Annotated in this window: 20 protein-coding genes; 14 read left to right on the top strand and 6 right to left on the bottom strand. The window is 53.4% G+C overall.

Annotation, left to right across the window (positions count from 1 at the left end):
- Positions 1–89: 89 nt before the first annotated feature.
- From HVY19_RS10290 to rimL, 3 genes are all read left to right on the top strand, one after another.
- Positions 90–1,745: a glucan biosynthesis protein gene (locus HVY19_RS10290; protein WP_181680514.1), complete on the top strand. Its 1,656-nt coding sequence runs from the start codon at positions 90–92 to the stop codon at positions 1,743–1,745.
- Positions 1,746–1,913: 168 nt separating this feature from the next.
- On the top strand, positions 1,914–2,138 hold the full coding sequence (locus HVY19_RS10285; protein ID WP_181680513.1) for a YdcH family protein: 225 nt from the start codon (positions 1,914–1,916) through the stop codon (positions 2,136–2,138).
- A 94-nt stretch (positions 2,139–2,232) separates the two neighbouring features.
- Complete coding sequence (gene rimL / locus HVY19_RS10280) at positions 2,233–2,778, top strand: 50S ribosomal protein L7/L12-serine acetyltransferase (RefSeq protein ID WP_181680512.1); 546 nt, start codon at positions 2,233–2,235, stop codon at positions 2,776–2,778.
- Here the strand turns inward: rimL and ydcK are convergent.
- The gene (gene ydcK, locus HVY19_RS10275) at positions 2,770–3,750 is read right to left on the bottom strand and encodes a YdcK family protein (protein ID WP_181680511.1); all 981 of its coding nucleotides are present in this window, start codon (positions 3,748–3,750) and stop codon (positions 2,770–2,772) included. The two genes, rimL and ydcK, sit on opposite strands and share 9 nt — an antisense overlap.
- Before the next feature lie 113 nt (positions 3,751–3,863).
- On the opposite strand from ydcK, the gene tehA reads away from it, so the two are divergent.
- From tehA to HVY19_RS10260, 3 genes are all read left to right on the top strand, one after another.
- Positions 3,864–4,865 carry a dicarboxylate transporter/tellurite-resistance protein TehA gene (gene tehA / locus HVY19_RS10270; RefSeq protein WP_181680510.1) on the top strand — a complete coding sequence of 334 codons (1,002 nt, stop codon included), beginning with the start codon at positions 3,864–3,866 and terminating at the stop codon, positions 4,863–4,865.
- A complete protein-coding gene (gene tehB / locus HVY19_RS10265) occupies positions 4,865–5,461 on the top strand; it encodes a tellurite resistance methyltransferase TehB (RefSeq protein ID WP_181680509.1) in 597 nt (198 codons plus the stop codon). Before tehA ends, tehB begins: the two co-directional genes overlap by 1 nt.
- 154 nt (positions 5,462–5,615) lie before the next feature.
- Positions 5,616–6,284, top strand: a complete 669-nt coding sequence (locus tag HVY19_RS10260; protein WP_181680508.1) for a DUF3313 domain-containing protein — start codon at positions 5,616–5,618, stop codon at positions 6,282–6,284.
- Between the two features lie 32 nt (positions 6,285–6,316).
- On the opposite strand, the gene HVY19_RS10255 is transcribed toward HVY19_RS10260, so the two are convergent.
- Positions 6,317–7,210 carry a DMT family transporter gene (locus tag HVY19_RS10255; protein WP_181680507.1) on the bottom strand — a complete coding sequence of 298 codons (894 nt, stop codon included), beginning with the start codon at positions 7,208–7,210 and terminating at the stop codon, positions 6,317–6,319.
- Positions 7,211–7,379: 169 nt separating this feature from the next.
- Here HVY19_RS10255 and HVY19_RS10250 point away from each other — a divergent pair, with 169 nt between their 5' ends.
- On the top strand, positions 7,380–8,255 hold the full coding sequence (locus HVY19_RS10250) for an AraC family transcriptional regulator (protein ID WP_181680506.1): 876 nt from the start codon (positions 7,380–7,382) through the stop codon (positions 8,253–8,255).
- On the opposite strand, the gene HVY19_RS10245 is transcribed toward HVY19_RS10250, so the two are convergent.
- Positions 8,232–9,398, bottom strand: coding sequence for a benzoate/H(+) symporter BenE family transporter (locus tag HVY19_RS10245; RefSeq protein WP_181680505.1), 1,167 nt, complete (start codon positions 9,396–9,398; stop codon positions 8,232–8,234). The two genes, HVY19_RS10250 and HVY19_RS10245, sit on opposite strands and share 24 nt — an antisense overlap.
- Before the next feature lie 91 nt (positions 9,399–9,489).
- Between HVY19_RS10245 and HVY19_RS10240 the strand changes: the two genes are divergently transcribed.
- The gene (locus HVY19_RS10240; protein WP_181680504.1) at positions 9,490–10,026 is read left to right on the top strand and encodes an XRE family transcriptional regulator; all 537 of its coding nucleotides are present in this window, start codon (positions 9,490–9,492) and stop codon (positions 10,024–10,026) included.
- 78 nt (positions 10,027–10,104) lie between these two features.
- Positions 10,105–12,066 (top strand): U32 family peptidase, encoded by a 1,962-nt coding sequence (locus HVY19_RS10235; RefSeq protein ID WP_181680503.1) that lies wholly within the window; start codon positions 10,105–10,107, stop codon positions 12,064–12,066.
- Between the two features lie 41 nt (positions 12,067–12,107).
- Here the strand turns inward: HVY19_RS10235 and HVY19_RS10230 are convergent, their stop codons facing one another.
- Genes HVY19_RS10230 through HVY19_RS10220 form a run of 3 tightly spaced genes read right to left on the bottom strand, consistent with a single transcriptional unit; the run spans position 12,108 to position 14,649 of the window.
- The gene (locus HVY19_RS10230; RefSeq protein ID WP_181680502.1) at positions 12,108–12,236 is read right to left on the bottom strand and encodes a DUF2474 domain-containing protein; all 129 of its coding nucleotides are present in this window, start codon (positions 12,234–12,236) and stop codon (positions 12,108–12,110) included.
- A complete protein-coding gene (cydB, locus tag HVY19_RS10225) occupies positions 12,236–13,246 on the bottom strand; it encodes a cytochrome d ubiquinol oxidase subunit II (RefSeq protein WP_181680501.1) in 1,011 nt (336 codons plus the stop codon). The genes HVY19_RS10230 and cydB overlap by 1 nt, the downstream gene beginning before the upstream one ends.
- Positions 13,246–14,649, bottom strand: coding sequence for a cytochrome ubiquinol oxidase subunit I (locus HVY19_RS10220; protein ID WP_181680500.1), 1,404 nt, complete (start codon positions 14,647–14,649; stop codon positions 13,246–13,248). The genes cydB and HVY19_RS10220 overlap by 1 nt, the downstream gene beginning before the upstream one ends.
- A 168-nt stretch (positions 14,650–14,817) precedes the next feature.
- Between HVY19_RS10220 and HVY19_RS10215 the strand changes: the two genes are divergently transcribed.
- From HVY19_RS10215 to HVY19_RS10195, 5 genes are all read left to right on the top strand, one after another.
- Positions 14,818–16,236: a PLP-dependent aminotransferase family protein gene (locus HVY19_RS10215; RefSeq protein WP_181680499.1), complete on the top strand. Its 1,419-nt coding sequence runs from the start codon at positions 14,818–14,820 to the stop codon at positions 16,234–16,236.
- A 218-nt stretch (positions 16,237–16,454) separates the two neighbouring features.
- Positions 16,455–17,600: a putative ABC transporter substrate-binding protein YdcS gene (gene ydcS, locus HVY19_RS10210; protein ID WP_181680498.1), complete on the top strand. Its 1,146-nt coding sequence runs from the start codon at positions 16,455–16,457 to the stop codon at positions 17,598–17,600.
- Between the two features lie 16 nt (positions 17,601–17,616).
- Positions 17,617–18,630, top strand: coding sequence for an ABC transporter ATP-binding protein (locus tag HVY19_RS10205; RefSeq protein ID WP_181680497.1), 1,014 nt, complete (start codon positions 17,617–17,619; stop codon positions 18,628–18,630).
- The gene (locus tag HVY19_RS10200; RefSeq protein WP_181680496.1) at positions 18,631–19,575 is read left to right on the top strand and encodes an ABC transporter permease; all 945 of its coding nucleotides are present in this window, start codon (positions 18,631–18,633) and stop codon (positions 19,573–19,575) included. It begins immediately after the preceding gene.
- On the top strand, positions 19,565–20,371 hold the full coding sequence (locus tag HVY19_RS10195) for an ABC transporter permease (protein ID WP_181684182.1): 807 nt from the start codon (positions 19,565–19,567) through the stop codon (positions 20,369–20,371). Before HVY19_RS10200 ends, HVY19_RS10195 begins: the two co-directional genes overlap by 11 nt.
- Positions 20,372–20,388: the final 17 nt, after the last annotated feature.

Below are 20,388 nucleotides of genomic sequence, written 5' to 3'. Positions count from 1 at the left end.
GAGTGGGCGCTCAGAATTATGCAACCTCTTGCCGCTGATAAGCACCGGCGCGGGACCATTTACACGACCAGAAGGACTGATTTTCAGGCATGAATCGCAGACGATTTATTAAAGGTTCAATGGCAATGGCCGCCGTGTGCGGTACCAGTGGTATTGCTTCACTCTTTTCACAAGCAGCCTATGCGGCAGATTCGGACATCGCGGACGGAAACTCCGTACGCTTTGACTTTTCTGTGCTGCAATCAATGGCGCATGACCTGGCCCAAAAGCCCTGGGGCGGAACGCCGCGCGCGTTGCCCAACACCCTGGCTAACCTGACGCCACAGGCTTACAACAGCATTCAGTATGATGCGGCGCAGTCATTATGGAACAATGTTGAAGGGCGTCAACTGGACGCGCAGTTCTTCCACGTTGGGATGGGGTTCCGTCGCCGCGTGCGGATGTTCTCGGTAGATTCCAGCACTCATCTGGCGCGTGAAATTCACTTCCGCCCGGAGCTGTTTAAATACAACGATGCGGGTGTTGATACCAAACAACTGGAAGGGCAAACCGATCTCGGATTCGCTGGTTTTCGCGTTTTTAAGGCCCCGGAACTTGCGCGTCGTGATGTCGTTTCCTTCCTTGGGGCCAGCTATTTCCGTGCGGTAGATGATACCTATCAGTACGGTTTGTCCGCACGCGGTCTGGCGATCGATACCTATACCGATACCAAAGAAGAGTTCCCGGATTTCACAGCCTTCTGGTTTGACACAGTAAAACCTGGCGCCACAACGTTTACCGTTTACGCGTTGCTGGATAGCCCAAGTATCACCGGCGCGTATAAATTCGTGATTCACTGCGAGAAGAGTCAGGTGATCATGGACGTTGAAAATCGCCTGTATGCGCGTAAAGACATCAAACAGTTGGGCATTGCGCCAATGACCAGTATGTTCAGCTGTGGTAATAACGAGCGTCGCATGTGTGACACCATTCACCCGCAAATTCATGATTCCGATCGCCTGGCTATGTGGCGCGGCAACGGTGAGTGGATTTGTCGTCCTTTGAACAATCCGCAGAAATTGCAGTTTAACGCCTATACCGACAACAACCCGAAAGGGTTTGGTTTGCTGCAGCTGGATCGTGATTTCACGCACTATCAGGACATCATGGGCTGGTATAACAAACGGCCGAGCCTGTGGGTTGAACCGCGTAATAAATGGGGGAAAGGGACCATTGGCCTGATGGAAATCCCGACCACCGGCGAAACGCTGGATAACGTGGTCTGTTTCTGGCAGCCGGAAAAAGCCATTGAAGCAGGTGATGAACTGGCGTTCGAGTACCGCCTTTACTGGAGCGCACAGCCACCAGTCCGTTCACCGCTGGCGCGCGTGATGGCGACCCGCACCGGCATGGGCGGCTTCCCGGAAGGCTGGGCGCCGGGAGAGCATTATCCGGAGAAATGGGCGCGTCGGTTTGCTGTCGATTTCGTGGGGGGCGATCTGAAAGCGGCTGCGCCTAAGGGCATTGAGCCGGTGATTACGCTTTCCAGCGGTGAAGCGAAGCAGATTGAAATTCTGTATGTAGAGCCGTTCGATGGTTATCGTATCCAGTTTGACTGGTATCCCACGTCAGATTCAACCGAACCAGTAGATATGCGGATGTTCCTGCGCTGTCAGGGGGAGGCTATCAGCGAAACCTGGCTTTATCAGTACTTCCCGCCTGCGCCGGATAAACGTAATTACGTTGACGACCGCATTATGCGTTAATGCGTTGTGACGCCCTTTGCGCATACCAGAGGGCGTCAAAAAGAGTGACAGGAAATATCTGTAGCCGAATTAAACACGATCCTGTTCGCATTTTTCCCTAAGCCAAATGAGTAAGCTGAAGGTGTGTATTTCTTGTACACCACAGTTGGCCACTAACAGGGAGAGCGTATGTTTCCAGAATACAGAGATCTGATTTCCCGACTTAAAACCGAGAATCCTCGCTTTTTGTCTCTCTTCGAAAAACACAATAGCCTTGATCATGAAATCGCCAGGCTGGAAGGTTCCGATGGTCGGGGATACAGTCTCGATGTCGTGCGTCTGAAAAAACAGAAACTCCAGTTAAAGGACGATATGCTCAAAATCTTGCAAAAAGAGAGCATCAGCGAAAGCTAGTCTGAACGGTTCCTGACCTGATAAAGGGCTTCCTGCTGCGCGGGAGGCCCTTTTGCTTTAAGCTCAACATGAATTAACTGAAGGGAAGAAGACAATGCCTGAAACGATCAAGGTGAACGACACCGTGGAGCTGCGCGCCGTGGATGAGGGGCACGCGACAGATTTGTACCATCTGGTGGTTAAAAATCGTGACTGGCTGCAACGGTCGCTCGACTGGCCGCAGTACGTTCATTCCGCAGAGGATACGCGTAAGACCGTGCAGGGCAATATGATGTTGCACCAGCGTGGCTATGCAAAGATGTATCTGATTTTTGCCGATGATGAGATGGCGGGCGTGCTGTCATTTAATCAGATTGAGCCTCTCAATAAAGCGGCCTGGATCGGCTACTGGCTGGATGAGGAGCATCAGGGAAAGGGGATTATGTCACAGGCGTTAGAAAGTCTAATCCAGCACTACGCGAAACGCGGTGAAATCCGACGCTTTGTCATTCGATGTCGGGTTGAAAACCAGGCCAGTAATCAGGTGGCACGGCGCAATGGCTTTGCGCTGGAAGGCTGTATGAAGCAGGCCGAATTTCTCAACGGTCGCTACGATGACGTGAACATATACGCGCGAATTGTTGACGCCGCTTCAGATTGACCCGACCAGCGGCGTCCGAGTGATATACATCTCACCGTCCAGGACTTTGGGGCCTCGCAGGTGAATGGCCGCATCTGGGGTTGCTTCAACGGTTGTCTGGCCACGGATATCGACGTGATTTTCCACCAGTACTTCCCCCAGTATACGCACTTCACCTTCAATCAAAATATGATCGTCGAGCAGAATTGGTCCGCCGCGCAGTACCGCATTGCCACCCACAAGCACATGATGCTTCAGCACGCAGTTCCCCTCTACCGTTGCCTGCTCGGCGACCTGTGAGCTGTAGCGCAGGGTCGGGATGGCATCCTCCTCAAGACCCGCAATGACGCGCGCACGGCCGTAGACCTTTGCGCAATCACAGACCCAGACGTTGTTTTCGCTGTTGCCCTCAATGAGGGCAAAGTCAAAAACTTCAGCCCGATGTTCGATGAATGCATAATTGATAATGGCGTCGCCATAGATCTGTGCCTGATGCACGATACGTGAGTTACTCACGGTCGCGCGATCGTAAATCTGCAGGAACTGGTCATTTTCGACCGTTAAGCCACGCGCGGCGACGATTTCAGAATGGTGCAATATTCGCGCGTCGCCAAAAAGGTGGCAGTGTCCCCGTACTATTGCATTTTGCACTGTGACGTTGTCACTTATTTTGACACCATGACTGAGTTCCGCCTGGTCAATCCACACATTATTTGTGATCCGGACGTTGTCATGGATAAGACAGGGTTGGGTAATGCGTACATTACCAGAAATGACCGTGCCGGAAAAAGCGAGGCTGTTCTCGTCGTAAATCCAGCAGTTGCCGTCCTGAGACAGAGCGCTGATATCATCTATCCAGCCACCGCGTTCGCCTGCCTTGACGTCACTAAAATCGCGCAGGGCGATAATTTGACGCAGTAAGATATTCTTCTTAACACCATTTTCCTGATAGCTGAACGCGCGCTGTGCGTCGCTTAATCGGTATTTGTGCATAGGGGGTTTCCGGTTAATCGCTTAGTATAAACGTAGCAAAATTTGCGCCGCTGGCTAAACCGGATGAAATTCCATAAAATGCATTTCAAATATACTTTAAAAAATAAACAAAAATGAGTGCAAATAAACCGCGAGATGATGTCCTGAACCTACCAGCCGGCTACTTCGGCATGGTGCTTGGGACGATTGGAATGGGTTTTGCCTGGCGCTATGCCAGTCAGATCTGGCCTGTGAGTCGCTTGCCCGGTGACGCGCTGGTTATCCTCGCCATGGTCATCTGGGGATTGCTTACCCTGGCTTTTATCACCCGTTTGCTACGCTTCCCGTACAGCGTACTGGCAGAGATTCGCCACCCGGTGATGAGTAGCTTTGTGAGTCTGTTTCCGGCGACCACCATGCTGGTCGCCATCGGGTTTGTTCCCTGGTTTCACCCTTTGGCGGTGGGGCTGTTTATCATTGGTGTTGTGATCCAACTGCTCTATGCCGCCTGGCAGACGGCAGGACTCTGGCGCGGTTCACATCCGGAAGAGGCGACCACGCCCGGTCTGTATTTGCCTACCGTAGCGAATAATTTTATCAGTGCAATGGCTTGTGGCGCGCTGGGGTATAACGATGCTGGTTTAGTCTTTTTGGGGGCAGGGGTATTCTCCTGGCTCAGCCTTGAACCGGTGATCCTGCAACGGTTGCGTAGTGTCGGTGAATTACCGACCGCGCTGCGTACGTCGTTAGGTATTCAACTTGCGCCTGCGCTGGTTGCCTGTAGTGCCTGGCTCAGCGTGAATGGCGGGGAAGCCGACACGCTGGCAAAAATGCTGTTCGGCTACGGGTTACTCCAGTTGTTGTTTATGTTGCGCCTGATGCCCTGGTATCTCTCACAGCCCTTTAATGCGTCGTTCTGGAGCTTTTCGTTCGGCGTCTCGGCGCTGGCGACGACAGGCTTACATCTGGGACATGCCAGCGAATCTGGCTTTTTCCATACGCTCGCTGTGCCGCTGTTTATTTTTACCAATGCGATTATCGCGTTATTGCTGGTTCGGACCTTCGCACTGTTGCTGCAGGGGAAATTGCTTATTCGCACAGAACGAACTGCATTACTGAAATCTGAGGACAAATAATGACCCTTCGTGACGAAAATTATTTTACGGAAAAATACGATTTAACCCGCACGCACTCCGAGGTGCTGGAAGCAGTAAAGGTGGTTAAACCGGGTAAAACGTTAGATTTGGGCTGCGGTAATGGTCGCAATAGCCTTTATCTTGCGGCAAACGGTTATGACGTTACCGCCTGGGATAAAAACGCGATGAGTATCGCAAATGTTGAGCGCATCAAGGTCGCAGAGGGGCTGGATAATCTCCAGACCGCGGTCAAGGATCTCAATACGCTCACCTTTGAAGGTGAGTATGATTTCATCCTTTCTACCGTTGTACTGATGTTCCTGGAGGCGAAGACGATCCCGGGTCTGATTGCTAATATGCAGCGCTGTACCAAAGTGGGGGGTTATAACCTGATTGTTGCGGCGATGGATACCGAGGACTTTCCCTGCACCGTCGGCTTTCCCTTTGCTTTTAAAGAAGGGGAACTGCGTCGTTATTACGAGGGCTGGGATTTGCTGAAATATAATGAAGAAGTCGGCGAATTACACCGCACCGATGAAAATGGCAACCGGATCAAGTTACGTTTTGCCACACTGCTTGCACAAAAAAAAGCCTAAGCCAGCCTGCCGGTAACTCCTTCAGCGCTCAGTCTTTTTCCGGACTTTAAGCGCTGAAAAAAATTTTGCTTAATTACCATTTTTAGTACATCGCAAATTAAATCTCTTTGCTACTCTTTCCCATGCATATCTGCATATTCTAAGGGATCGATCCATGCGTACTGAAACTTTATTTAAAGTTGCCGCGCTTGCTGGTTTATTGGCCTTATCCGGCTGTGCGTCTAAAATCACACAGCCTGATAAATACTCTGGTTTTTTGAAAGATTACTCCGGTTTGCAGGAAACAAAATCTGCAACCGGTCAGCCGGTGCTGCGTTGGGTAGACCCTAACTACAGCGATTCGAAATACGACAATATCGTATGGAATCCGATTACTTACTATCCTGCGCCGAAACCGACTACGCAGGTGGGCCAGAAAGTCCTCGATCAGTTATTAAGTTATACCAATACAAAAATGAAGACTGCCGTGGAGCAGCGCAAACCCTTGGTGACCAGGCCAGGCCCGCGTAGCCTGATTTTCCGCGGCGCTATCACCGGTGTCGATACCAGCAAAGAAGGGCTGCAGTTCTATGAAGTGGTGCCCGTTGCGCTGGTGGTCGCCGGAACGCAAATGGCAACCGGTCACCGTACCATGGATACCCATCTTTACTTTGAAGGTGAGTTAATTGACGCGGCAACCAATAAGCCCGTAATCAAAGTGGTTCGTCAGGGTGAAGGTAAAGACCTGAATAACCAAAACACGCCAATGGCGTTTGATAACCTGAAGAGAGTTGTTGATGACATGGCGACAGATGCCACCATGTTTGATATCAACAGAAAGTAGCGACAAGGCGCCGTCGAAAGATGGCGCTTTTTTTACGCAACCCGTCGACGTAACCGTTCCTGCGGGCGAGCGAACATCACCAGATTCCCCACCAGAATAAAGAGTAACCCCGCGACCGCATTAAGTTGCCAGACGTAGCCTTCATAAATTGTCGAGATCGATAATGCCACCAACGGGAAAAGCAGGGTGCTGTATGCCGCATTACTGGGACCAATGCGGCCGACAAGGGTGAAATAAACGCCAAAGGCAATCACCGAGCCGAAAACGGCCAAATACAACAATGCGCCCAGGTAGCTAAACGTCCACTGCGGGGTGAAATCATCACTGCGTAGCAGGGCGATAATCGCGATCAGCACCGTACCGTAGAGCATCGCCCAACTGTTTGTTGTCATCACCTCCAGCCCATTTTTCTGATGGCGAAGACTGATCATATTTCCCAGTGAGAAACCGAACGTGCCCAGCGCGCTCAGACCAATCCCTGACAACAGCGTGCCGCTGACGCCGTTGGCGGTAAGATCATGCCAGAAGAGAGTGACGATACCGGTCAGCCCCAGTGCGGCGGCGAGATAGAACCGTGCTGGCGGTTTTTGACCAAAGAAGATAAAACTGTTCACTGCATTGAATAATACTGCCATGGAAAAGATCACTGACTCCAGTCCGGTATTGATCCACGCCGCGGCGGTATAAAAGCACCAGAAATTAAAACAGAACACGCAGGCACCCTGAAGAAAGCAGAACAGATGATCCCGCGCCGCCAGCTTTCTCAGTTTTCCCCGTACCAACATAATCAACATCATCAGCGCAGTCGCTACGGCAAAGCGCCAGAAGATCGATACCGGTGCGGAAACAGGACCTTGCTGCAAAAAAATAGCAATCCAGGTTGTACCCCAAATCACCACCACCAGACTATACAAAAACAGGTTCATCGCTTTCTCTCATTTACCGGGATATCCCACTGTCGCAAGTCTGGGCATGCGGCGCTTTCACACGCTTGCGGTCAACTTGCAAAAACTTGCGCTTTTTTTTCGTTGAGACTGGTAACAGAAAGTTGCTGCGATACACTGAAGTTCAGATTAATGGGGTAGATGTGGTGGTATGTCACAAATATATGATGCCTTTGAAAAGTTGCGGAGCCACAATGCGGTGCTGCATGAGTCAGTCGCCCTACATTCGGGTGTCCAACTGGCGGCATGGTCAAACAAACGCGACACCATCACGCAATATTGTGATCATCACACCCTGAGTTTGTATGTGGAGGATGGCTACGAGAGCTATCATAAAACGGCGAACGGCTGGAAAAACGGCGGCGGGCCGGATCGCTTTTGCCTGCTGCCAAAAGAGAGCGAATCCACCTGGGATATTCGTGATGACCTTTCATTCGTCCATCTTTATTGCACCGATGCCCATCTTCGCGAGGTGGGGGAAAAGGTCTGGGACAAGAGTCCGTACCGCTTCACCCTTGACGAGCGAACGTTCGGCAACGATCCCGGCATTACCGCCGTTTATCGTCAGTTTTTGTTGGGGAACGACTGGCAGCAGCCGGCGAACCATCTTACCCTCAGCGCGGCTTCATCGCTGCTGATGACCCACCTGATTCAGCATTACAGCAACGTGCAGTGGCGCCTGCCGACGGTAACGGGCGGGCTTGCGCCGGGGACATTGCGCAATGTACAGGCCTGGATTGACGCCCATCTGGCCGAACCGTTTACGCTGGCTGATTTAGCTCATGAAGCAGCTCTGAGCGAATACCATTTCGCCCGAATGTTTCGTCAGTCGATGAAAATGGCGCCGCATCAGTATGTGATGCAGCGACGCATGGATCTGGCAAAACAGTTAGTGTGTCATTCACAACGTCCGCTGACGGAGATTGCCTTTGCCTGCGGCTTCAGTTCGCCCAGTCACTTCAGTAATCGCTTTAAGCAAGCGACCGGCAAAACGCCCTCACAACTACGTGCGGCGGGCCAGTCGTAGTGCAGTAAAGCAGATGCCTCCGGCAACTAACCCCCAAAATGCAGATCCAATACCCCACAGCGTCAGGCCGCTTGCGGTGACCAGAAACGTTATCACGGCGGGATCGCGCTCGGTTTCCTGACACAGCGCCTGGTACAAACTGCCAGAGATCGTGCCTAACAGCGCCAGCCCGGCAAGCATCTGCACGCCGCTCACCGGCAGTGCCGCCATGATGGCGGTGATTGAACTGCCGAATATTCCAGCAATAACGTAAAACACACCGGCTGCCGCCGCTGCCATCCAGCGCTTCTCCGCATCGGGATGGGCTTCCGGGCTTTGGCAAATGGCCGCAGTGATAGCGGCAATACAGATAGAATAGACGCCAAATGGCGAGAAAAATAAGGCTAGTAAACCTGTCACGATGATCAGCGGAGAAACGGGAACGTTGTAACCCGAGGCTTTCAGAGTGGCGACACCAGGGGCATTTTGTGAAGCCATAGTGACGAGAAACAGCGGGACGCCTACGCCAATGGCATGTGCCAGCGAAAACTGCGGGACAATAAAATCCGGAAGAACAGGTGAAACATCCCACGCATAGGTGACAACGTCACTATTTGCGAATGCTATTGTCGCGCCGACAACCAGTGCGCCGATAACCGCATAGCGTGGAGCAATGACCTTCAGTATCAGCCATGCCAACAGCATACTGCCGCAGAGCAGGAAATTACCGTCGAGGCTGGCAAAAGCCTGTAGGCCAAAACGCAGAAGAACGCCCGCCAGCATCGCCGCCGCCAGCGAGTGCGGAATCACCCGCATCAACCGGGCAAACAGTCCCGTTACCCCACACAGCACGATCAACGCATTAGCGATAATAAATACGCCAACCGCCTCAGGCAGCGTCAGACCCTGAAGGCCGGTGACCAGCAGCGCTGCGCCAGGCGTTGACCACGCCGTCAGCACAGGGGCGCGATACCATAGCGTCAGAATGAGCGTACTGACGCCCATTGCGATGCCGAGTGCAGTTAGCCAGCCCGCAATTTGCGCAGTGGTCGCGCCAGCCGCGACGGCGGCCTGCCAGACGATCGCCGCGGAACTGGCATAGCCGACAAGGACCGCCACAAAGCCTGAAAGCAGAGTGGGCAAGGGCAATGAAAACAGACGCATGATGACCTCTCGTGCGTTATAACGGTCAATCAATCTAGCATTTGAGCGTTATAACGCACAAGTGGTAAGCTGTCATTTTTGGGAGGGGACAATGGACAACCTGACGCACTATCTGGCGAGTACGTTAAAAACGCTGCGTAAACAGCGGGACTGGAGCTTATCGCGACTCTCCGAAGCGACCGGGGTATCAAAAGCGATGCTCGGGCAAATTGAACGTAACGAATCCAGCCCGACGGTAGCAACGCTCTGGAAGATTGCCACCGGACTTAATGTCCCGTTTTCAACCTTTATCGCGCCGCCCGAATCGGAACAACTGCCGACATTCGACCCACAGCAGCAGGCCATGGTGGTAACGCCGCTATTCCCATGGGATCCGGAGTTGCGCTTTGATCATTTTTCGATTCTGCTGGCTCCCGGCGCACTCAGTGAATCCACGCCGCATGAAACCGGCGTGATTGAACATGTCATCGCCATTCATGGCGAACTGGAGATGCGCATCGAAGGGCAATGGCGGGTGCTTCACGCAGGGGAAGGTGTGCGTTTTGCAGGTGACCAGCCGCACGCTTATCTCAACAGCAGTGGTCAGACTGTGCACTTTCATTCCTTGATCCATTACCCACGCAGTTGAGCAGGAAAACTATTTCGCTCTGCGGCGCTTCTGACTACAATAGCCGCCATTTTGCTGCTACTGGATAAGAACAACGCTATGCGCCTGCACTCAAATCGCCTTGAATTGTTAAGCCCGGCACGTGATACCGCCATTGCCCGCGAAGCCATTTTGCACGGTGCAGATGCTGTCTACATTGGCGGTCCCGGATTTGGCGCACGGCATAATGCCAGCAACAGCCTGAAAGAGATTGGCGAACTGGTGCCGTTTGCCCATCGCTACGGCGCGAAGATCTTCGTCACGCTGAACACGATTCTGCATGACGATGAACTGGAACCCGCACAGCGGTTAATCACCGATCTCTACCAGACGGGCGTTGATGCGCTGATTGTGCAGGACATGGGGATACTGGAGCTCGACATTCCTCCCATCGAACTGCATGCCAGCACCCAGTGCGATATCCGTAGTGTTGAAAAAGCAAAATTCCTCTCTGACGTCGGCTTTACCCAGATTGTGCTGGCGCGTGAGTTAAATCTCGAACAGATTCAGACCATTCACCAGGCCACCGATGCAACCATCGAATTCTTTGTTCACGGTGCGCTGTGCGTAGCGTATTCCGGGCAGTGCTACATCTCTCACGCCCAGACGGGACGCAGTGCCAACAGAGGCGACTGTTCTCAGGCGTGCCGTTTACCGTATACCCTTAAAGACGATCAGGGACGGGTGGTGTCGTATGAAAAACACCTGCTGTCGATGAAAGATAACGACCAGACGGCTAACCTCGGTGCGCTGATTGACGCAGGCGTGCGCTCCTTCAAGATTGAAGGACGTTACAAAGATATGAGCTACGTGAAGAATATCACCGCGCACTATCGCCAGATGCTGGATGCGATCATTGAAGATCGGGGGGACCTGGCACGCGCGTCTTCTGGCCGCACCGAGCATTTCTTTATTCCTTCAACGGATAAAACCTTTCACCGTGGCAGTACCGACTACTTTGTTAATGCGCGGAAAGGGGATATCGGCGCCTTTGATTCGCCCAAATTTATCGGATTACCGGTTGGTGAAGTCCTGAAAGTGGCGAAAGATCACCTCGACGTCGAGGTCAGCGAACCGTTAGCGAACGGCGACGGTCTGAACGTGATGATCAAACGCGAAGTGGTGGGTTTCCGCGCGAACACCGTTGAGAAAATGGGTGAGAATCGTTACCGCGTCTGGCCGAATGAGATGCCAGCCGATCTGCACAAGCTTCGTCCACATCACCCGCTGAACCGCAATCTTGACCACAACTGGCAGCAGGCATTAACCAAAACCTCAAGCGAACGTCGTGTGGCAGTTGATATTGAGCTCGGCGGCTGGCAGGAACAGCTGATTCTGACCCTTACCAGCGAGGAGGGCGTCAGTATAACCCATACGCTGGAAGGCAACTTTGAGGAAGCGAATAACGCTGAAAAAGCGCTGAGCGCGCTGAAAGACGGCGTGGCGAAACTTGGACAGACGCTGTATTACGCGCGTGATATCGCAGTGACGCTGCCGGATGCGCTGTTTGTACCAAACAGCCTGCTTAATCAGTTCCGCCGGGAAGCGGTGGAAATGCTGGACGCGGCGCGTCTGGCGAGCTATCAACGCGGCGTGCGTAAAGCGGTTTCTGATCCTGCGCCGGTTTATCCGCAAACACACCTGAGTTTCCTTGCGAACGTCTATAACCACAAAGCGAGAGCGTTTTATCATCGCTATGGCGTTGAGTTGATCGATGCTGCTTATGAGGCCCATGAAGAAAAGGGCGATGTTCCGGTCATGATCACCAAGCATTGTCTACGTTTTGCCTTTAACCTGTGCCCGAAACAGGCGAAAGGAAACATCAAGAGCTGGAAGGCCACGCCGATGCAACTGGTCAATGGCGATGAGGTGCTTACCCTGAAATTTGACTGCCGTCCGTGCGAAATGCACGTCATTGGTAAAATCAAAAATCACATTCTGAAGATGCCATTACCTGGCAGCGTCGTCGCTTCCGTCAGTCCGGAAGATCTGATGGAAACACTGCCGAAGCGCAAGCGTTAACAGAAAGCCCGGTGGTTTTTCACCGGGCCAACCTTTCGAGGTTAATGCGCTTTAAACCCCGCCGCCGTCATAAGCAGACGAAAAAACACGCCCACCGCCGCCAGCGTCAGTACGCTACCGCCCCAAATGATCGCCAGCCACATCAGACGCTTCCAGACAGAATGCTGCATCAATGATATCCCTCGCCATGTTGAACTTTGCCGCGAAACACGTAGTAACTCCAGAAGGTGTAAACCAGGATCACAGGAATAATGAGCAGGGCACCGACCAGCATAAAGCCCTGACTTTGCGCAGGTGCAGCAGCCTGCCAGAGTGTAATGGACGGCGGAATGATATGCGGCCAGATACTGATACCTAACCCGCTAAAGCCGAGGAAAATCAGACCGAGCGTCAGCGCAAAAGGCAACGTATGGTGTTCAGGCTGATCCAGCGCCTGCCATAACCAGAGACTGATGATGATAACCAGCACCGGAACCGGCAGCAGGAACCACAGATTGGGCAGGCTAAACCAGCGGTCGACAATTGCCGGATGCGCCAGCGGCGTCCAGAGACTGATCGTTGCAATCACCAACAGCAGCGCCAGCAACAATTTTTTCGCTGTACTTCGCATTTTATCCTCGAGAGGGTTTTCACTTTTCATCACCAGCCACGTTGCGCCTAATAGCGCATAGGTCACCACCAGACCGAACCCACAGAACAGCGTGAAGGGGGTTAGCCAGTCGAATGGCCCGCCGCTGAAGCGGCGCTCAGTCACGGCAAAACCGTTAATCACCGCGCCAACCACGATACCCTGCGCGAAGGTCGCAACAATCGAACCCCCAAGAAAGGCTTTGTCCCAGAATGGTCGGTGAGAGGGCGTGGCTTTGAAGCGGAACTCAAAGGCCACGCCGCGAAAAATCAACCCGAGAAGCATCAGCGTTAACGGAATGGCGAGCGCATCGATAATCACCGCATAGGCCAGTGGGAACGCGCCAAACAGCCCAGCGCCTCCTAACACCAGCCAGGTTTCATTGCCATCCCACACGGGGGCGACACTGTTGACCATGACATCCCGATCATCAGCATCGCGCGTAGCGGGAAACAGAATACCAATGCCCAAATCGAATCCGTCCATCACGATGTACATCAGCGTGGCGAAAACAATGATCACAAACCAGATAACTGATAAATCCATACCCATTAGCGTTGTGCCTCATGGTGAGAGTTGAGGACGGCGGCAGAAAGCGGCCTTGCAGGGGTTCCTGTCGGCGGCGTTGCGGAGTCTATTTCTTCCGGACCTTTACAGATCAGTCGAATCATGTAGCTGTAGCCGACGCCAAAGACTGCGCTGTACACAACAAAGAAAGCGAGCAGAGAAAGGCTCATATGCAGGTCACCGTGTGCCGAAACTGCATCAGCAGTACGCTGTAAGCCGTACACCACCCACGGCTGGCGTCCCACTTCGGTAGTGACCCAGCCCGCGAGAATAGCGATAAGTCCGGATGGCCCCATCCAAAGCGCGAAGCGCAGGAACGGGCGAGAGGAATATAAACGCTGTTTGTAGCGCAACCAGAGCGCCATGAACCCCAGCAGCATCATTAACATACCCAGCCCGGCCATGATGCGAAACGACCAGAACACCATCGTGGAATTAGGGCGCTCGTCCTGAGGGAATTCTTTTAATGCCGGTACCTGTTTATCAAAACTGTGAGTCAGGATCAGGCTCCCCAGCGCCGGAATGGCCAACCCGTAGCGGGTTCGTTCCTGCTCCATATCTGGCCAGCCAAACAGCAGCAGCGGTGTGGGTTCCCCCGGAGGGTTTTCCCAGTGGCCCTCAATGGCGGCAATTTTTGCAGGCTGATGTTTCAGGGTGTTCAGCCCGTGCATGTCCCCAATCATGGCTTGTAACGGCGCCACAATGAGTGTCATCCACAGCGCCATCGAGAACATCGCGCGAATCGCGGGGGTATTATTACCGCGCAACAGGTGCCACGCCGCCGAGGCGCCGACAAAAAGCGCACTACTGAGAAACGCAGCAACGGTCATATGCAGCAGTCGGTAAGGGAATGACGGATTGAAGATAACGGCAAACCAGTCCACCGGCACAACCTGGCCGTTGACGATCTCATAACCCTGCGGCGTCTGCATCCAGCTATTAGAGGCGAGGATCCAGAAGGTCGACATCAGCGTGCCTAATGCCACCATACAGGTTGAGAAGAAATGCAGGCCAGGGCCGACCTTATTCCAGCCAAACAACATAACCCCGAGGAATCCGGCCTCAAGGAAGAAGGCCGTCAGCACTTCATAGGTTAACAATGGCCCGGTAATACTGCCTGCAAATGCTGAAAAACCACTCCAGTTAGTGCCGAACTGATAGGCCATGACCAGCCCTGAAACGACGCCCATTCCAAAGTTGACGGCAAAAATGGGTGACCAGAAGCGATACAGCGAGCGCCAGACGGGATTTTTGCTTTTCAGCCAGAGCCCTTCCAGTACCGCAAGGTAGCTCGCAAGGCCAATGGTGATCGCGGGAAAAATAATGTGGAAAGAAACCGTAAACGCAAACTGGATCCTTGCCAGATGAAACGCATCAAGACCGAACATGCATAACTCCGCACTTAAAATTGATTCAACGCAATTCTAGGCGTGTATAACAGTGGGCGGCAGAAACAGAAGTGGCTTATTTAACCATAACAGTTTACAAAATATTGAGAATTAATTTACCTGATATAAACTGCAAGGGTGATCTGTACCGACTGCGGTTGAATAACGATGAAAAAATATCAGCGTCTTGCTGAACAAATCTGCGAGCAAATCGCATCTGGCGTCTGGCAAGCCGGCGATCGTCTGCCGTCTCTGCGCGAACAGGTGGGAATTAGCGGGATGAGCTTTATGACCGTTGGGCACGCTTATCAGCTTCTGGAAAGTCAGGGGCGAATTATTGCGCGTCCGCAGTCAGGCTATTACGTTGCACCGCGCCCGGTAGAGCAACTCACGGTACCGCCAGCCCAGGTGATGCGTGACGAGGCCGTCGATATCAATACGTATATCTTTGAGATGTTGCAGGCCAGTCGTGATGCGTCTGTAATGCCTTTTGCCTCGGCCTTTCCCGATCCGCGTTTGTTTCCGCTGCAACAGCTAAATCGGTCGCTGGCGCAGGTGAGTAAGACGGCAACTGCCATGAGCGTGATTGAAAACCTGCCGCCGGGTAACGCTGAGTTGCGCCATGCCATCGCGCGTCGTTACGCCCAACAGGGCATGACCGTGTCTCCAGACGAGATAGTGATTACTACAGGAGCGATGGAGGCTCTCAACCTGAGTTTGCAGGCAGTTACTGAACCAGGCGACTGGGTGATAGTGGAAAACCCCTGTTTTTACGGTGCGCTACAGGCGCTGGAGCGATTACGGTTAAAAGCGCTTTCAGTGGCCACCGACGTGAAAGACGGCATCGATCTTACGGCGCTGGAGCAGGCACTCAAGGACTATCCGGTAAAAGCGTGCTGGCTGATGACCAACAGTCAGAATCCGCTTGGTTTTACCCTGAGTCCGGATAAAAAAGCGCGGCTGGTGGCGCTTCTGGATAAGCATAACGTGATGCTCATTGAGGATGATGTTTACAGTGAGCTCTATTTTGGCCGCGAAAAACCCTTACCTGCAAAAGCCTGGGATCGTAACGACACGATCCTCCATTGTTCGTCGTTTTCAAAATGTCTGGTGCCGGGTTTTCGTATTGGCTGGGTCGCAGCCGGAAAGCACGCGCGCAAGATACAGCGTTTGCAATTGATGAGCACGTTGTCGACCAGTTCACCCATGCAGTTGGCGTTGGTCGATTATCTCTCCACGCGGCGCTATGACGCGCATCTACGGCGTTTACGTCGCCAGCTTGCAGAGCGTAAACAGCTGGCCTGGCAAACGCTGCTCCGCTATCTGCCTGCGGAAGTAAAAATACATCATAGCAATGGTGGCTATTTTCTCTGGCTGGAGTTGCCCAAAGGGGTAGACGCCGGGGAACTGACTTCGCAGGCGCTGTCGCATCACATCAGTATTGCGCCAGGCAAAATGTTCTCAACCTCGGATACCTGGCGGCGTTTTTTCCGGTTTAATACGGCATGGAGCTGGGGTGAACGCGAAGAGGAATCTGTAAAGCAACTGGCTGAACTCATTCGCCGTCTGATGAGGCCGTCATCATAGGAAATAGTAATAGCCTGTCCATTCCCGTAACCCCTTGTCTATACTCCAGAAGATCCCGCCATGAACCCTCCCGCATGGCGGAATGCGGGTTATGTCACAAGATTGTTAAATTTTCTTGCCGCCTGAGGTGAGTCAATCAGGCGCCGACTATTCTCAGGAAAGGACATATATTTACGGCAAGGCTGCCGCTCAATATTTTGCGACAGGAGTACGTTCTCATGAGCAAGAAATTTGCCCGCAGCAGCCTGTGTGCGCTCAGTGTGACACTGATGACCGCTCACGCCGCCGAACCCCCAACCTCATTGGGTAAAGCCGAAGGGCGACTGGATATTATCGCCTGGCCCGGCTATATCGAACGCGGCCAAACGGATAAGCAGTACGACTGGGTGACGCAATTTGAAAAAGAGACGGGTTGTGCGGTCAATGTCAAAACCGCAGCGACATCGGATGAAATGGTCAGCCTGATGGCGAAAGGGGGCTATGATCTGGTCACGGCCTCTGGCGATGCGTCGCTGCGCCTGATCATGGGTAAACGCGTGCAGCCGATTAATACGGCCCTTATTGAAAACTGGAAGAGCGTCGACCCGCGCGTCGTCAAGGGTGACTGGTTCAACGTGGGCGGAAAAGTGTACGGCACCCCGTATCAGTGGGGGCCAAACCTGCTGATGTATAACACCAAAACCTTCCCGACACCGCCTGACAGTTGGCGCGTGGTCTTCGTTGCGCAAGATCTGCCAGACGGTAAACCCAACAAAGGTCGCGTTCAGGCCTATGATGGTCCGATTTATATTGCCGACGCCGCGCTGTATGTGAAAGCCACTCAGCCACAGTTGGGCATCACCGATCCGTATCAGCTTACTGAAGAACAGTACCAGGCCGTGCTGACGGTGCTGCGCGCTCAACAACCTCTTATTCATCGCTACTGGCATGACACGACGGTGCAGATGAGCGATTTCAAAAATGAAGGCGTCGTAGCCTCCAGTGCCTGGCCTTATCAGGCGAATGCGTTGAAGGCCGAAGGGCAGCCGATCGCTACCGTATTCCCAAAAGAAGGGGTCACCGGCTGGGCGGACACCACAATGCTGCACAGCGAGGCCAAACATCCGGTCTGTGCCTATAAATGGATGAACTGGTCGCTGACGCCAAAAGTGCAGGGTGACGTTGCGGCGTGGTTTGGGTCGCTGCCGGTCGTCACAGAAGGGTGTAAAGCCAGTCCGCTGCTGGGTGAAAAAGGCTGCGAAACCAACGGCTACACCTTTTTCGACAAAATCGCCTTCTGGAAAACACCCGTGGCGAACGGCGGTAAATATGTGCCTTACAGCCGCTGGACGCAGGACTATATCGCCATTATGGGTGGCAAATAATTCACTGGGGTGATTTATGACGTACGCAGTGGAGTTTGACAACGTCTCGCGCCTGTATGGTGACGTGCGAGCGGTCGACGGCGTGAGTATTGCGATCAACGACGGTGAATTTTTCTCAATGCTGGGGCCATCAGGCTCCGGCAAAACCACCTGCCTGCGACTGATTGCCGGATTCGAACAACTTTCCGGTGGCTCTATTTCTATCTTCGGCAAACGGGCGAGCGAGCTCCCACCCTGGGAACGGGATGTAAACACCGTTTTTCAGGACTATGCCCTGTTCCCGCATATGTCGATCCTCGATAACGTGGCCTATGGGCTGATGGTCAAAGGTATCGATAAAAAGAAGCGGCATTCGATGGCGCGCGAGGCGCTGGAGAAGGTCGCGTTGGGTTTTGTTCACGCACGTAAACCGTCGCAACTCTCCGGGGGGCAGCGTCAACGGGTAGCGATTGCCAGAGCATTAGTCAACGAACCCCGGGTTTTGCTGTTAGACGAACCGCTCGGCGCGCTCGATCTGAAATTGCGTGAGCAAATGCAGCTGGAACTGAAGAAGCTTCAGCAGTCGCTGGGTATCACCTTTGTCTTCGTCACCCACGATCAGGGTGAAGCGCTGTCGATGTCTGACCGCGTGGCGGTGTTTAATAATGGACGCATCGAACAGGTGGACTCCCCGCGAGAGCTGTACATGCGACCACTAACGCCCTTCGTCGCCGGGTTTGTTGGAACGTCCAACGTCTTTGATCCCAGCATGTCCTCCAGCGTTTGCGGCATGACGGGCAGTTTTTCACTGCGACCGGAGCACATTCGCCTCAACGAACCAGGCGATATTCAGGCGCACGGAGTTATACAGGCGGTGCAATATCAGGGCGCGGCGACGCGCTTTGAACTCAGGCTGACCGGTGGGGAAAAGCTGTTGGTCAGCCAAGCGAACCAAACCGGTGACACACTGCCTTCGACATTAACACCCGGACAACAGGTGATGGTGTCATGGACGCGGGACGTCATGGTGCCCCTGGTTGAGGAGAGGTGAATGGCGATGAACGTGCTCTCTGCGCCTTCGCAGCATGGTGGCTCCAGCAGACTCTCTGGTTTTTTTTGGCGTAATCCCGGGCTGGGGCTTTTCTTGCTGCTGCTCGGGCCGCTGATGTGGTTTGGCATTGTCTACTTTGGCTCGTTGCTGACGTTGCTCTGGCAGGGGCTGTATACCTTTGACGATTTCACCATGTCGGTGACGCCAGATCTAACGCTTGCTAATCTGCGCGCGCTGTTTAACCCGGCGAATTACGACATCATCTTACGCACGCTGGCTATGGCAGTAGCGGTCACGATCGCAAGTGCCACTCTGGCCTTTCCGATGGCCTGGTATATGGCACGCTACACCAGCGGCAAAATGAAGGCCTTTTTCTATATTGCTGTAATGTTGCCGATGTGGGCGAGTTACATCGTTAAAGCCTATGCCTGGACACTGTTGCTGGCTAAGGACGGCGTTGCCCAATGGTTTTTAAGCCATCTGGGTCTTGAGCCTTTGCTGATGAGCATTCTGACGTTACCAGGTATTGGCGGGAACACGCTGTCGACATCCGGTCTGGGACGTTTTTTGGTTTTTGTCTATATCTGGCTGCCATTTATGATTTTGCCGGTTCAGGCTGCGCTTGAACGGTTACCACCGTCATTGTTACAGGCGTCCGCCGATCTTGGCGCGCGACCACGGCAAACCTTCCGCTATGTTGTTCTGCCGTTGGCGATCCCGGGAATCGCTGCCGGTTCCATCTTTACCTTTTCGCTCACCCTCGGCGACTTTATTGTGCCGCAGCTCGTCGGGCCTCCGGGGTATTTCATCGGCAATATGGTCTACTCCCAACAGGGGGCGATTGGCAACATGCCAATGGCGGCGGCGTTCACGTTGGTTCCCATTGTACTGATTGCCCTCTATCTGGCGTTCGTGAAGCGCCTGGGAGCGTTTAATGCACTCTGAACGCGCGCCACTATTTTTGAAACTGGCGGCATGGGGCGGAGTTCTGTTTCTCCATTTCCCCATCCTTATCATCGCCGCCTATGCGTTTAATACTGAGGAAGCGGCTTTCAGCTTTCCGCCACAGGGGCTGACGCTGCGCTGGTTTAGCGTGGCGGCACAGCGTAGCGACATTCTCGAATCAGTGACGTTGTCACTTAAAATTGCCGCGTTATCTACGCTTATTGCGCTGTTCCTGGGAACGCTGGCGGCGGCAGCGCTCTGGCGGCGAGACTTTTTTGGTAAAAATGCCATCTCGTTGTTGCTGCTGTTACCGATTGCCTTGCCGGGGATCATTACGGGTCTGGCGCTACTGACCGCATTCAAAACCGTCAATCTGGAACCGGGATTTTTCACTATTGTTGTTGGCCACGCCACGTTCTGCGTGGTTGTGGTGTTTAACAACGTGGTTGCCCGTTTTCGTCGCACCTCATGGAGCCTGGTGGAAGCGTCAATGGATTTGGGTGCCAATGGCTGGCAGACCTTCCGCTATGTGGTGTTGCCAAACCTGAGTTCTGCGCTGTTGGCGGGGGGAATGCTGGCGTTCGCGCTGTCGTTCGATGAAATCATCGTGACGACGTTTACTGCGGGTCACGAACGAACGTTGCCGCTGTGGCTGCTCAATCAGCTTGGGCGACCACGCGATGTGCCGATCACAAACGTGGTGGCGCTGCTGGTGATGCTCGCCACAACGATACCCATCCTGGGGGCCTGGTGGCTAACGCGTGACGGCGAAACGGTTGCCGGAAACGGTAAATAATCAACGAAATGGGAAAA

Origin of the sequence: Citrobacter sp. RHB25-C09, from assembly GCF_013836145.1 — a bacterium.
GTDB lineage: Bacteria > Pseudomonadota > Gammaproteobacteria > Enterobacterales > Enterobacteriaceae > Citrobacter_A.
The sequence above is the reverse complement of the archived record's forward strand: the minus strand, read 5'-3'. Positions and strand labels throughout refer to the sequence as shown.